The organism is Paenibacillus sp. Mc5Re-14 (assembly GCF_001049835.1).
Lineage (GTDB): Bacteria > Bacillota > Bacilli > Paenibacillales > Paenibacillaceae > Paenibacillus > Paenibacillus polymyxa_C.
Window position 1 is genome coordinate 586,137 of sequence record NZ_CVPD01000001.1, and the last position, 13,666, is coordinate 599,802.

A 13,666-nucleotide genomic window follows, 5' to 3' on the forward strand; every position below is an offset into this window, starting at 1 on the left:
TAAATGTAAGGAACTGCGCTCTCAATTCATCGTTTAACCGTAATATATAAGACATCCGTAAAAACGGAACATTTCTTACAATTCAGTTACACTTACAGTTTGATTACGTTAGCTGCTTGTGGTCCACGGTTGCCTTCAGTAATTTCGAATTCAACCTCTTGACCTTCTTCCAAAGTTTTAAAACCGTCGCCTTGGATTGCGGAGAAGTGTACAAATACATCCTCGCCACCCTCAACTTGAATGAAGCCATAACCTTTTTCTGCGTTAAACCATTTAACTGTACCTTTCAAGTGAACAACCTCCTAAAAATACCGCCATCTATGGCGAATATCCATATTATACTTCATGCTTTTTCACATTGCAATTGGTGTTTTTCCGGGTTTTACGGTCTGGAATGATTTGCTTTTGCGGCGGAAACTGCGGTATCATGAACCAAAACATCTATAAAATCGGAGACATGCATATGATGAAAAAACACGAAATATACAAAAAAGACAAGTGGAATATGATGACTGTCGAGGTGCAGGGCCGTTACATCGTTTTGCGGGAAATATCTGATGATTGGGGCGAGGAAGCCCACACGTTTTTGAGCCGTCCTGCGCTTATGCATTGGGCTGAAAATCGTTTTCCCAAGCAATCCTTTCAAGATAATGAGGAAGAGTGGCAGCGGATCATGAACGCTTTCAAACAGGTGTAGCCTATTCATGGTGTCCAACAGCTATCTCATCTTCATTATTCTGGCCTTCACGCTGGGCGGAGTGCTGATCATGAAGCGTGAAACGATACCGGCTCCTCTCAAAAAGTGGATGGCCCTCACTGCCGTAATCATGATTTGCCTTGCCTTTTATCTTATTGTATACAGCTTATTAAATATAGGTTCCAACCCACAGTAAGGAAAATTATACTTTCAGGGGCAAAAGGTCATACTATGGTATAACAAGCCATGGTATAAGGAGGATATGCCGTTACATGCATCCTGTAAAACCTCTTGCCCTGCTGCTTACAGTAAGCGTGGCGGTTTCTTCGTTTTGGCATCCGCCCCTTACCGCCGCAGCTCTATCCCACATTACGTTCGATCAGAGGAGGCTCTCCATGAGTGAAATTGTAAAACGCGCTGATGCACCAGTGGAAAATACATGGAAACTGGAAGACCTGTTCCCCAACCGCAAGGCATGGGATCAAGAATACGAAGAAGTCAAACAATTGGCCAAAAAGGCTGCTCAATTTCAGGGCAAGCTCAATTCAGCCGAAGCGATTGGCAACTGCTTCAAACTCGAAGATGAGCTGTCGCTCAAAACTGAGCGTGTATATGTGTATGCCCATCTTCATCATGATGAAGATACGGCTGAACCTACATATCAAGGTCTTTCGCAAAAAGCTAAAAAGCTAGGCGTTGAAGTCAGCGAGTCCCTATCATTCGTCACACCTGAAATTTTGGCGCTGCCAGATTCTCAGCTTGATGCCTTCATTGAAGATCCGAAGCTTTCGGATTATAAGTTCACACTTCAAGAAATGAAGCGGGAAAAAGCACATGTTTTGGGCAAAACAGAAGAAGCGCTGCTCGCTCAGGTTGGCAATCTGGCTCAAGCCCCGCAAACGATTTTTGGGATGCTCAATAACGCGGATCTGAAGTTTCCGAAAATCAAGGATGAGCATGGCAAAGAGGTCGAGCTGACTCATGGCAGCTACATTCAATTTCTCGAAAGTCCACACCGCGAAGTACGTGAACGTGCTTTTAAAGCGGTATATGACACATATGCCAAAAATAAAAATACGATTGCTTCTACATTGAGTGCCAATGTGAACAAAAATATTTTTTATTCTCGTGTTCGCAAATACCCTTCCGTACTGGAAATGTCACTATACGGCGACAATATTCCGAAGGAAGTGTATACGAATCTTATTGATACGATTCATGAAAGCTTGCCCCTGCTTCACCGTTATATCAAGCTGCGTAAAAAGCTGCTAGGTGTGGATGAGCTACATATGTATGATTTATTTGCTCCGCTTGTGGACGAATATAAGATGGATATTACGTATGAGGACGCCAAAAAGCAAACCAAAGAAGGCCTTAAGCCTCTGGGCGAGGACTATCTGGCTTCATTGCAAAAAGGCTATGATGAGCGCTGGATTGATGTGTATGAAAATGAAAATAAACGTACAGGCGCCTATAGCTGGGGAGCTTATGGCACCCACCCTTATGTGCTTCTGAACCATAAAGATAACCTGAACAGCATGTTCACGCTTGCACATGAAATGGGGCATGCGCTGCATTCGTACTATTCAGACAACGCATTGAAGTACCGAGATGCACAGTATACTATTTTCCTGGCTGAAGTGGCTTCCACTACTAATGAAGCCTTGCTGATGGATTACTTGCTGAACAAATCTACCGATCCAAAAGAGAAAATGTACCTCCTCACCTATTATGCGGACCAATTCCGTACAACGGTATTCCGTCAAACGATGTTTGCGGAATTCGAGAAGATTGTACATGAGCGTGCTGAACAGGGAGAATCCCTTACACCGCAGCTTTTGTCGGAGATTTACTATGATCTGAATGTGAAATATCACGGACCTGGCATGAAGGTAGACAAAGACATAGAAATAGAATGGGCACGAATCCCTCATTTTTATAACAGCTTTTATGTCTACAAATATGCTACCGGCTTCTCGGCAGCAACCAGTTTTTCGAAACAGATTCTGGAAGAAGGCCAGCCAGCCGTTGACCGTTACTTAGGCTTCCTAAAGAGCGGTGGCAGTGATTATTCAATCAATATTTTGAAGAAAGCTGGCGTTGACATGTCCTCACCGCAGCCGATTCGCGAAGCAATGAGCGTATTTGAGGAAGTCATTACGGAAATGGAAAAACTAACTGAAGGAAAGTAAAACCGTGCACACTTAGAATCCCGCATTAAAAAGATGCACGGATAAATCCCTTGTCCATGGCGGACAAGGGATTTTATAATGTAACGGAAGGAGGTGGCATTTTGAAAACACAATGGTCTTTAATCGCAGCACTTGTTATAGCTTTGTTAACAGCTGTTTTTGCTGTTATTAATGTCAATTCGGTTCAAGTGAACCTTCTGTTTAGTAGGGTTAGCATCCCTTTGATTCTACTTATTCTCGGTTGCACTCTTTTAGGTGGACTTATTGTCGGTTCTTTCGGTATCTTCCGCCAATATAGGCTTCAGAGAGAGATTAAACGTCTGACTAATCAGCTTCATACACTACAAGAAGAGCACACATCGGCAGTCGAAGCATATGCGAATGTGTCCAGTGACACGACTGGTTCTTCCAGCACGGTGTCTACATCCGACCCAGGTATAGAGCAATCGTCCTCTAACCCTGATCGGTTGTCCAAATGAGGAGGAGCAACAAATGACAATTCAATTAAATGAAAACTATATCATGAGCCTTTTAAATCAGCTTTTGAACACGCCTAGCCCCAGTGGATATACACATCATGTAATGGAGCTGATTCGTAAGGAAGCCGAAAAACTAGGGATACCCCTCGAATGGAATGCAAAAGGCGGTGCTATCCTGACTCTGGAAGGTCAAGCAACGGACCGTACAGTGGCGCTTAGCGCGCATGTGGATACATTGGGCGCAATGGTACGTTCGATTACAGCACAAGGTACCCTACGCCTGACATCTGTGGGCGGCTTCATGATGAACAGCATTGAGAACGAATACTGCCTTATTCATACCAGAAGCGGACAAACCTATACGGGCACTATTCTATCCAGCCACCCATCCGTGCACGTTTATGATGATGCACGAAGCTTTGAGCGTAAGGAGAGCCATATGGAGGTACGGGTTGACGAGCTTGTCGAGTCGAAAGAAGACATGCTTCAGCTCGGTATCTCGGTGGGCGATTTTATTTCGTTCGATGCGCGCCCAGTCGTAACTCCCAGTGGCTTTATCAAGTCGCGGCACTTGGATGATAAAGCCAGCGTAGCGGCACTGTTTGGTTTATTAGAATCATCTGTACATGGAGGCTGGAAGCCTCGACATACTGTTAAATTGCTCATTTCCAACTATGAAGAAGTGGGGCATGGAGCGGCTTACATACCCGAAGGAATCAGTGAGATGATTGCTGTCGACATGGGCTGCATAGGTGAAGATCTAAGCTGCAAGGAAACGGACGTTTCCATCTGTGCCAAAGACTCCTCAGGTCCTTACGACTACAACATGACAACCCGTCTGATTGAGCTGGCTAAGGAACTGAATATTCCGTATGCGGTAGATATTTATCCACACTATGGCTCAGACGCTTCGGCTGCGCTTAAAGCAGGCAATAACATTCGTGCTGCACTGATCGGACCTGGCGTACACGCCTCTCACGCAATGGAACGCACGCATAAGCAGGCCGTAGTGAACACTGCCCGTCTGCTCGCGGCTTATGTAACAGCTTAACCATTTTATGCTGCATGGAAAACAGGTGCACATACTTCTATTTCTACAAAAAAGCAAGCCTCCATCTAAATGGAGACTTGCTTTTGTATTTTTTAAGATTTACTTTGTTCAATTTGCTCGGCTAGCTCATTCAAATAGGTCCAGCGTTCCATTTGGTACTCTAGATGCTGTTCGGCCTTCGCTTGCTCAGCCATGAGCTCCTGCAATCGTGCCGAATCGCTGAAAGATTCCTCCATCTGTCGCTGAATATCGGCCAATTTCTGTTCGGCTTGTTCAATCAGCTCTTCAATCTGCTCATATTCCCGCTGTTCCTTAAAGGTAAATTTAAGCTTGGGTTTACTTGTCCCCTTGACTGAATCGGAAGAACCAGCAGACTTAGGCGTAGAAGAACGATTCGAGGAAGCTGTACCCGTCGAGTCAGACGTATTCGCAGAAGATTGAGCATTTTTACTGATCCATTCTGCATACTCGCTATAGTCGCCTACATGTACACGTACTTGCCCATTCCCTTCGAAAGCCAGTATTTTGTCCACGGTCCGATCCAGGAAATAGCGATCATGAGAAACGATAAAAACTACGCCCGGGAACTCATCCAGATAGTCTTCCAAAACGGAAAGAGTCTGAATATCAAGATCATTTGTCGGTTCATCCAACAGTAGTACATTCGGTGCGGACATAAGGACACGTAGCAGATACAAGCGACGTTTTTCGCCCCCAGATAAACGAGAAATAACCGTCCATTGCGCGCTTGGTGCAAACAGAAACCGTTCCAGCATCTGCGCAGCTGTAATCGTCGAACCGTCTGCCGTACGAATCACTTCGGCTTCTTCCTTAATATATTCAATGACACGCAAGGATTCGTCCATTTCCTGATGTTCTTGAGTAAAATAACCAAGCTTCACAGTCGGTCCCAGTACAACACTGCCGGAATCTGGTTCTACACGCTGAGCAATCATTTGGAGCAGAGTGGATTTTCCACTACCGTTAGGTCCCAGGATGCCCACACGATCACCAGGAACCGCAATGTAACTCAAATCCTGAATCAGCTTGCGGGAATCTACCGATTTGGACAGCTCCTCGATCTCCAGAATCTTTTTACCCAGGCGTGTGGAGGCGACGGACATATCTACAGATCCAGAACGAGCTTCCGGTTGCTGATCCCTGAGCTCCTCATATCGGTCAATACGCGCTTTCTGCTTGGTCGAACGTGCCTTTGCTCCTCGGCGAATCCAGGCCAGCTCATTACGCAGCAGGTTCTTCCTTTTTTGTTCCGATGACGCTTCCCGCTCCTCGCGTTCTGCCTTCAGCTCCAGAAAACGGGTATAGTTAGCCTCATAACGGAAAAGGCGACCATGATCCAGCTCTAACATGACATTAGCAACTCTATCCAGAAAATAGCGATCATGCGTGATCATTAATAACGCACCGCGTCTTTTTTGCAAATATTGCTCCAACCATGCAACGGAATCATTATCAATATGGTTGGTAGGCTCGTCCAGAATGAGCAGCTCACAGGGTTGGATCAAAGCCGCAGCCAAAGCAACCCGTTTACGCTGACCACCGGAGAGAACGCCCATTCGAGACTCAAACTGGGTGATCCCCAGTCGGGTAAGTATATTTTTGGCCTCGCTCTCCAGCTGCCATGCTTGGAACGTATCCATTTGTTGGCTTGCTCGCAGCAGGCGGTTTTGGAGCTCCTCGCTACCCGGATTCAACTCCAGTAACTCCATGGTTTCCGTATATTCACGCACTGCTTTCATTTCAGGCTGATTGCCATGAAAAATATGCTGGAGTACCTTCATTTCAGGATCAAACTCCGGATTTTGTGCCAGATACTGAATTCGCACATCGTTGTTCACTGCAATATTACCCTCATCTGGCGGCTCTAAGCCGGAAATTACACGTAAAAACGTTGATTTTCCAGTGCCATTTACACCAATAACCCCTATTTTGTCACGCTCATCCATACCAAAGGAAACATCCTCGAACAACATTTTCTCGCCGTAGCTTTTTGTTATATGTTCAACGGTCATAATATTCATTACAGATTCCCTACTCTTCCCCAATTTTGTGATGCATCTTGTCTATTTTAACACAGACACAGCCAATGATTAAAAAAAACCGTTAGCTGAACAATGCCAGTACGGTTTTCAAAGACAACATGTCAGGATTTTTGTACTCCGGCTTCACAGCCATGCATAAATAAATTAGCTGCCAATGCAGCCGTCTGATCCACGTCACATTCACGGAAATCTTGATTCAACAAAATATCCATTTTTAGGCGTTCCATCATACCAATGAATGCCTTCGCATGAAATTCGGGCTGCAATACACCCTCTGACGCCAGTTTATTTTTGACCAGATCGGTATAGTCCTGAATAAATCCCCGCATAAACTCTATGAGATCGGGATCACTATTTGGAGTCATAAAAAATAATTTAGTATGCTGCTTGCGTTTGTAATAATAGTGGAGATGCAAACTCGCCATTCGCAGCAATCCCTCTCCCAAAGTACGATTGACTAATGCGTCTTGCATTTCGGCTAGGTATTGTTCGCAATCTCTACGTGTGACTGCTATAAATAGCTGCTCTTTACTTTTAAAGTACAAGTATACCGTGCCTTTAGCAACACCTGCTTGTCCTGCAATTTCGGAAATTTTGCTTTCATAAAAGCCTTTGGTGCCGAAGACAGTGTAAGCAGCGTTCAAAATAGCTTCATATTTATCTCCGTGCATTTCACCCATCTTTGCACCTCCTGAAACCATGATTGAAGCACGCAGTTATTCCCTAGAGCGATCTCCAGCCCCGTGTTCAGAGTATAAAGAAAATGCCTGCAAGCGCGACCAATCCTCCGAAAATAGAGCTAATACTATTCACCCGATCATTGCTCATCCAATGCCAACCTCGTATATAAACTGTCGTTTGTCCACAATGTGTGTCTACTTCTACTTCCCGCTTGCAAACTGGGCAGGAGCGCATCAATTGCACCGTAGCACCAAGATAAGAATCAGCAAAAGCTCCGGCACTGCCGGATATCCCCCCAATCAGTGCCCACAGCCATAACGGCAATTCCGGCATTCCTACGGTGTGTCCAAAGCCCCATGCTCCAATACCGATCAGTATGCCACCAGCCAAGGCCGCAGCCGTTCCTAATACAGATACTCCTCCTGAGGTTCCGGGTGCCAGCACCTTCCCGGTAAGCACCGAACGAGGCGGCTTACGACTCAGGCTTCCAAATTCTGTTGCCCACGTATCGGAGGTGACCGTAGCCATAACACCGACAAATGCCAGTTGCCAGGCAACATGAGGCCATATCGCATAACCTAGGCATAGCAGCATGCCTAATCCCCCATTAGCCCATACTTGCCCTGCATCCCGATTGCCTGTTTTGGCATACGATTTTTCGAGCTCAGCCTTGCGTTCCTTTTTGAACCTCGACAATAGGGTGGACGTGATAAAGAATAAGAGCAATGTACCAAACCAAAACAGGTTGCCCGCCCCATAATACACAGTTCCCATCAGTACAGCCGCAGCAAAGCCGGATAAGGTTAAAGATTTTTTATAAAATGCAGCCCCCGCTACCACAGCAGCGGAAAGCAATCCGATGATCCAGTCCATGATATACCCCCGCATTTGAGATGAATCTCTGTTTTTCGCTTGTAGTTCTGTATATCATTGTACAATGCTGTACGCTTATATAAAAGCCGTGCTCCATGCTTTCGCACAGGACACGGCCTTCACAAGACTTTTTTAAGTATCTTTATTATTGCCACTGTAGATTTAGCCGATGGTGAAGCTTCCCTGACGCTCACTCCCCCAGTAAAGCTCAAAGTGGTCCCCGCTCGTTGTAGGCCCTACACCCGCCGGAGTGCCAGTAAAAATAATATCTCCCTTACCTAGTCCATATTGAGTCGCTATATATTCAACGATGTGCTGGATGGAAAAGATCATGTCCTTGACATGCCCACGCTGCACCTCTTGTCCATTTTTGAATAAGGAAAAATCCTGCTGCTCCAGCACGTCCAAGCTCTCCAAAGGCAAGAACGGTGTCACAGGTGCAGACGATTTAAAGCCTTTGGCAGCAGTCCACGGGTGGCCTTTTTTCTTGAGCGTACTTTGTACATCACGCAGGGTAAAATCAATGCCAAATGCAAAAGCGTTCAGACACACATCTGCGGTCATGCCTGGTTCGTAGTTACGGCCTACAGCGACAACCAGTTCAGTCTCAAAATGAATATCTCCCTTACCTTGAGGAAGCTCCAGCGTAGCACCATCCAGCGGCACAACCGCATGAGACGGCTTCAAGAAAATCATCGGCTCTGTGGGAACCTCATTCCCCAGTTCCTCCGCATGCAACTTATAATTGCGTCCGACACAATAAACATTACGAATTTCTACGTTCATTACGATCCGTCACCCTTCCGCGTATGTAGTCCAATTGATTAACGAATAAGTTTACGTATATAGTGCCACATCCGGGACTTAGAAAGCAAAAAAACCTGCTCCCAGCGATCCGGCCAATTAGTGCAAATCATCAATTCAGGATGTAATGAGGACAATCTCCGCATGATACGCCGGTCATCCACCGTCCACGCCATGACCGTAATACCCCTTCCGATCAGATCTTTCAAGAGCTTTCGGTCTATCCGTGGATAGCCAATAGATAAAAAAGAACATTGCAGATTTTCTAATTGCTTTGCCAAATCGTCTGGACGGGCATCGATAATCAGTCCAGTACGGATTTCGGGTGCCAGTTCTTTTGCTCGGCACAATGCCGCACGCTCAAAAGAGGTCAAGACCACCTCAGCCTCCATCCCCCTCATTATAATTTCACGTAGGACGGCTTTCTCTAGTCCGGGATACATATCACCAGCAGTTTTGAGCTCAATATTGAGCGATACACGCCCCTGGCACAAGTCAAGCACTTGGGCGAGGGAAGGAATAGGTTCCCTGTGATATTGTGCATTTTTCCAGCTACCTGCATCGAGTCGTTGCAATTGTTTCCAGTCTGCATCCTTTACTCGTCCCGTACCGTTTGTCGTCCGCTCCAGCGTAAAATCATGAAAGACCACAGGAACACCGTCCTTTGACAGCTGTACATCCAGTTCAATCCAGTGCACAAAAGGCTGTTCCAGCGCAAGCTTAAAAGCTGCCATCGTGTTCTCGGGAGCAATTCCCGAGAAACCGCGGTGAGCCACGCACAAATGATCCATCTCGTTATGACCTCCATTCACAAAGGAGTCGTTCATACAATCGTTCCGTCCATGTCCATATTAATAATTTCTTTCTTACTGCTATTGAGCGCTTACCGTACCATCTACACCTATCGAGACATTACTTGGTGACAGTGCAGTTACTTTCTGCAAAATTTTGCTGGCCTCCACATCTTTCAATGGGATCGGTTGACCCAGCTCCGCCCGGTAAGGGGTCAGCTTCATCTTACAGTCCCCGTTTCGGGTACAGGTGGCCTGAAATATCGCTGTATCCCAAGTGGCTGGCACCGTTGATTTAGAAAAAATAAAATTGCCTGTGCTGTATGCAATCCATTTGCCTTTATATTGCTCCATCCCTTGCAGCACATGAGGATGCCCGCCAATGACCAGATCGGCCCCAGCATCAATAAAAGCGTGAGATAACTCCGTTTGATGAGGTTCAAGTATAGTTGCCCGCTCCTTGCCCCAATGGGCAACTACAATCACCAAATCAGCCTGATTTCGTGCCTCACGAATAGACTTTACGATAGCGGTCGAATCATAAGCCCCTGCTACACCGGGCTGTTTGGCACTCGCATTCCAGTTGGCTTCAGGCATGACACGTGTAGCCCCCAACAACGCAATTTTAATCCCGTTACGTTCAAAATAATGCGGTGCATACGCTTCTTTAGCATTGCGTCCAGCTCCAGCATGGGCTATACCCTTTTCATCCAAATATTTCAGGGTATCCAGTAATCCGCTTGTCCCCTGATCCAAAATATGATTGTTGGCCAAATTTACAGCATCGACCCCTGCCACTGCCATTGCAGTTAGCGCCTTGGGCGAAGATTTATACACATACGTTTTATTTAACGCACCGACGCCATTAGTAGTCACCGGTGTTTCCAGATTGGCAATCGTCAGATCGTCTTTATGGAACAAGCTTCCGAGATATTGGTATGGATAATCAAATCCGTTCTGCTCCAACCGCTGCTCAACTTTACCAGAGAACTGCACATCCCCTATGAAGTGAAGGATAACTGCTGGAGAATTCCCATCGTCCGTGTTTGATTTTATGACATCCTTCGTTCCCCTCTTCTCGGTGGGTGCATCATCGTTGTTTACATCCTTATTTGGCGAATCCTCCTGTGCTTGCCCGTCTTTCTCCGAAGATGATTTTGCTCCTGAAGAGCTGCCTTCGGAGGCATTGGTGTCGGGCGTTGTTACGGGACGACTACTTGTGTCTGGAACAGTAGCGTCCTTCGTTTCATTAACATCTTCACTTCCTGAGGGAGTAGAATTCTCATCATTAGCAGACCCCGTTTGGATGTTCTTTTCAGTTTGCGAATACTTGGCGTTTTCCGCAAGAGAACCACTACTATCGTGTTCAAATATGTAATAATAACCGAAAAGTCCTACAATCATGAACAGCAAGACCAGATTCGTAATGATCCATGCCTTTCCTATTTTTGGTTTTCTTGCTCTCTTTCGACCTTCATTTCTCTGTGACCTGGGAGGGTACATTCTTCACTCCTTCTATGCTATTCCATATACATGCATTCCTTATTAGCTGGCGACTTTTACACCTTCTCCATTATATATCAAATTTCTATATAAATAGAACCCCTCGCCTGGATCGCGAAGGGTTCATTATCGAACATTTATACCTGGACCTTGACGGCTTCCCGTTGTGCTGTGTGGACAGCCTTGGAGGCCCATTCCTTAGCCTGACGGATGCAGTCCGGCAAACCGATTGCATCATAGCCAGCGCCTAAAACGTACACCCCTGGCATCGCACTGCGTAGCTCTTCCCGCAGATTAGCTATAGCTTGTGGGTGCCCTACCGGGTATTGCGGCATGGAATTACGAAGACGTGTAATTTCCGTGAACAGCGGAGTTGCTGTAACTCCCATCATCTCTTTCAAATCCTTACGTACCACCGCAATCAGCTCATTATCCGGTAAGTCTACTGTTTCTTCAGCTCCTGCTCGCCCTACATAACAACGCAACAGCACCTTATCATCCGGGCTGGTATGTAGCCACTTGGCGGACGTCCAAGTACAAGCTGTGACACTACGTCCTTCTTTGCGAGGAACCAGAAAACCGGAGCCGTCAAAGACGTTCTCAATATCTGTTTTATCAAAGGCCATGACCACGTTCGCTACGGAGACGTAATTAACAGCTTCCAGTGCAGACACATTTACATGATCTCGCAATAGCGGCGCAGCAGCAAAATTGGGAGTCGTTACAAAAATATCATCTGCCTCCAGCGTCTCTCCATTGTCCAACATAACGCAATAGGGACTTCCTTTAGTTTCCGTTGTCTTTGTGAATTCTGTAACAGCAATTCCGGTGCGTAAATCACAGTCGTACAAATCATTCAGCAACGCATGCACCAAACTTTGCAAGCCTTGACGGAAGGTCAAAAAGGCGCTTTTTTTCGTACCCGTATGTGTTTCAGCTGGTTTTCGACCTGTCCTCATCCCGTGAATAAGGCTTCCGTATTGCTGCTCCACCTCTGCAAACTGTGGAAAAGTTGCCTGCAAACTTAGCGTCTTCATGTTGGCAGCATAGATTCCCGCCAGCAGTGGCTCGGTTACATTCTCTAGCACTTCTTTGCCCAGTCGGCGTTCAATAAAATCACCCAGCGCCTCATCTCCCGGTTCACGTCGAGGCGGAATGACAAAATCCATCATAGCCCGCATTTTTCCACCTAAAGAGATCAAGCCACTGCGTAAAAATGGTTTTAGCTCTGTTGGAATGCCCAGCACCAGCCCAGGAGGCATCGGATGAAGCTGACCTTCATGCAAAATATATGTCTTTTTAGCTTCAGGGTTCGTGCTTACCAGCTCATGATCCAGCTCCAACTCTTTTGCCAGATCTATCATGGCCGTTTTACGGGCCAGAAAGGAATCTGGCCCCTTTTCTATGACAAAACCATCTTTATGCAATGTTTCAATTTTTCCGCCTAGCGCGGAAGCTTTCTCCACCAGCGTAATTCGAGGTGTGTAGCCAGCTTCTTTGTACATTTTTCGTGTATAAAAAGCAGTGCTAAGCCCGGTCAAGCCTCCACCTACAATTACAATATTACGTAACTTTTGCTCCATTATGTCCTCATCCCTTTTTCCATTGGTCTATGATGACATCACTAAGCGTCTCCATATACAGTGGGTCACTGTTGAGTGAATCAATACGCTGAAAACGCATATCCAATTCTTTCGCCAAAGCCTGTGCTTCAATATCCAGGTCGTATAACACCTCTAAGTGATCAGAAACAAAGCCAACTGGCGCAGCCAGCACATACTCCACTTGCGCTTCCTTAAGACTGTGCATGGTATCCAAAATATCTGGTCCCAGCCACGGTTCAGCTGTACGGCCGGCACTTTGCCACGTAAACTGCCAGTTGGTAATTCCCGCCTTATCCGCAACAGCCTGCGAAGTAGCCATTAACTGCTCCACATATGGATCACCCATAGCCAAAATCCGCTCAGGCAAGCTATGCGCACTGAACAGAACACGAACCTCGTCCCGCTTGGCTCCCGCTTCTTCAAAAAGCGCCAGTTTTGCGTTCACACGCTCAGTCAGCGTCTTGATCAGCTTGGGATGAAGATAATAGCTCTCCACAAACGATATGGCCAGATCCAGTTCCTGTGCCTTAGCCTGTGCACGCTTGATATAAGAGCCTACACTCATAACGGAATAATGCGGAGCCAGCACGACACCCACCGCCGTACGAATGCCATCTTGCACCATCGCTTCGATACCGTCCTCAATAAACGGCTTGGCGTGTTTGAGCCCCTGATAACAGACAAATTCTATGTCCGGGTTGCGATTTTCCTGATTTAAGGTTTCCTGCAAGTTGTGGACCTGTCGATCTGTATTCTGACGCAACGGAAACACGCCACCCACAATGGCTTCGTAGCGATCTTTTAATTCTTTTAACTGCTCCGGCGAGGGAGCATGACCACGGCGAATATGTGTATAATACGCTTCAACCTGGTCCAGACTCTCCGGCGTCCCGTAGGACATGACCAGTACACCCACTTTGGTTTTCAT

General features: G+C 46.4%; 14 protein-coding genes. 5 read left to right on the forward strand and 9 right to left on the reverse strand.

All coding sequences use genetic code 11. The features are described 5' to 3' along the window. Nucleotides 1-92: 92 nt before the first annotated feature. Nucleotides 93-290, reverse strand: coding sequence for a cold shock domain-containing protein (locus BN1546_RS02605; RefSeq protein ID WP_013370483.1), 198 nt, complete (start codon nt 288-290; stop codon nt 93-95). 173 nt (nt 291-463) lie between these two features. Here BN1546_RS02605 and BN1546_RS02610 point away from each other — a divergent pair, with 173 nt between their 5' ends. The 5 genes from BN1546_RS02610 (at nt 464) to BN1546_RS02630 (ending at nt 4,419) form a co-directional block, all read left to right on the forward strand. Continuing rightward, nucleotides 464-697 (forward strand): hypothetical protein, encoded by a 234-nt coding sequence (locus tag BN1546_RS02610; RefSeq protein WP_014599632.1) that lies wholly within the window; start codon nt 464-466, stop codon nt 695-697. A 7-nt stretch (nt 698-704) separates the two neighbouring features. Further along, nucleotides 705-893 (forward strand): hypothetical protein, encoded by a 189-nt coding sequence (locus BN1546_RS02615; protein WP_013370481.1) that lies wholly within the window; start codon nt 705-707, stop codon nt 891-893. Nucleotides 894-1,092: 199 nt separating this feature from the next. Continuing rightward, a complete protein-coding gene (pepF, locus tag BN1546_RS02620) occupies nt 1,093-2,889 on the forward strand; it encodes an oligoendopeptidase F (protein WP_058829397.1) in 1,797 nt (598 codons plus the stop codon). A gap of 56 nt (nt 2,890-2,945) precedes the next feature. Then, complete coding sequence (locus BN1546_RS02625) at nt 2,946-3,368, forward strand: LapA family protein (RefSeq protein ID WP_013370479.1); 423 nt, start codon at nt 2,946-2,948, stop codon at nt 3,366-3,368. Between the two features lie 13 nt (nt 3,369-3,381). Beyond that, nucleotides 3,382-4,419, forward strand: a complete 1,038-nt coding sequence (locus BN1546_RS02630; RefSeq protein WP_058829396.1) for a M42 family metallopeptidase — start codon at nt 3,382-3,384, stop codon at nt 4,417-4,419. A gap of 92 nt (nt 4,420-4,511) precedes the next feature. Here the strand turns inward: BN1546_RS02630 and BN1546_RS02635 are convergent, their stop codons facing one another. The 8 genes from BN1546_RS02635 to hemH all read right to left on the reverse strand — a co-directional run bounded on the left by BN1546_RS02635 (nt 4,512) and on the right by hemH (nt 13,666). After that, on the reverse strand, nt 4,512-6,461 hold the full coding sequence (locus BN1546_RS02635; protein WP_090735814.1) for an ABC-F family ATP-binding cassette domain-containing protein: 1,950 nt from the start codon (nt 6,459-6,461) through the stop codon (nt 4,512-4,514). Between the two features lie 122 nt (nt 6,462-6,583). Continuing rightward, nucleotides 6,584-7,162, reverse strand: a complete 579-nt coding sequence (locus BN1546_RS02640; protein WP_090735817.1) for a TetR/AcrR family transcriptional regulator — start codon at nt 7,160-7,162, stop codon at nt 6,584-6,586. A gap of 67 nt (nt 7,163-7,229) precedes the next feature. Continuing rightward, nucleotides 7,230-8,036: a DUF92 domain-containing protein gene (locus BN1546_RS02645; protein WP_058829393.1), complete on the reverse strand. Its 807-nt coding sequence runs from the start codon at nt 8,034-8,036 to the stop codon at nt 7,230-7,232. A 162-nt stretch (nt 8,037-8,198) separates the two neighbouring features. Beyond that, complete coding sequence (locus tag BN1546_RS02650) at nt 8,199-8,822, reverse strand: fumarylacetoacetate hydrolase family protein (protein ID WP_040101665.1); 624 nt, start codon at nt 8,820-8,822, stop codon at nt 8,199-8,201. A gap of 38 nt (nt 8,823-8,860) precedes the next feature. Beyond that, on the reverse strand, nt 8,861-9,631 hold the full coding sequence (locus BN1546_RS02655) for a glycerophosphodiester phosphodiesterase (RefSeq protein WP_040101666.1): 771 nt from the start codon (nt 9,629-9,631) through the stop codon (nt 8,861-8,863). A gap of 81 nt (nt 9,632-9,712) precedes the next feature. Then, nucleotides 9,713-11,134: a CapA family protein gene (locus BN1546_RS02660; protein ID WP_058829392.1), complete on the reverse strand. Its 1,422-nt coding sequence runs from the start codon at nt 11,132-11,134 to the stop codon at nt 9,713-9,715. A gap of 137 nt (nt 11,135-11,271) precedes the next feature. Then, complete coding sequence (gene hemY, locus BN1546_RS02665; RefSeq protein ID WP_058829391.1) at nt 11,272-12,717, reverse strand: protoporphyrinogen oxidase; 1,446 nt, start codon at nt 12,715-12,717, stop codon at nt 11,272-11,274. Between the two features lie 7 nt (nt 12,718-12,724). After that, nucleotides 12,725-13,666: a ferrochelatase gene (gene hemH / locus BN1546_RS02670; protein ID WP_058829390.1), complete on the reverse strand. Its 942-nt coding sequence runs from the start codon at nt 13,664-13,666 to the stop codon at nt 12,725-12,727.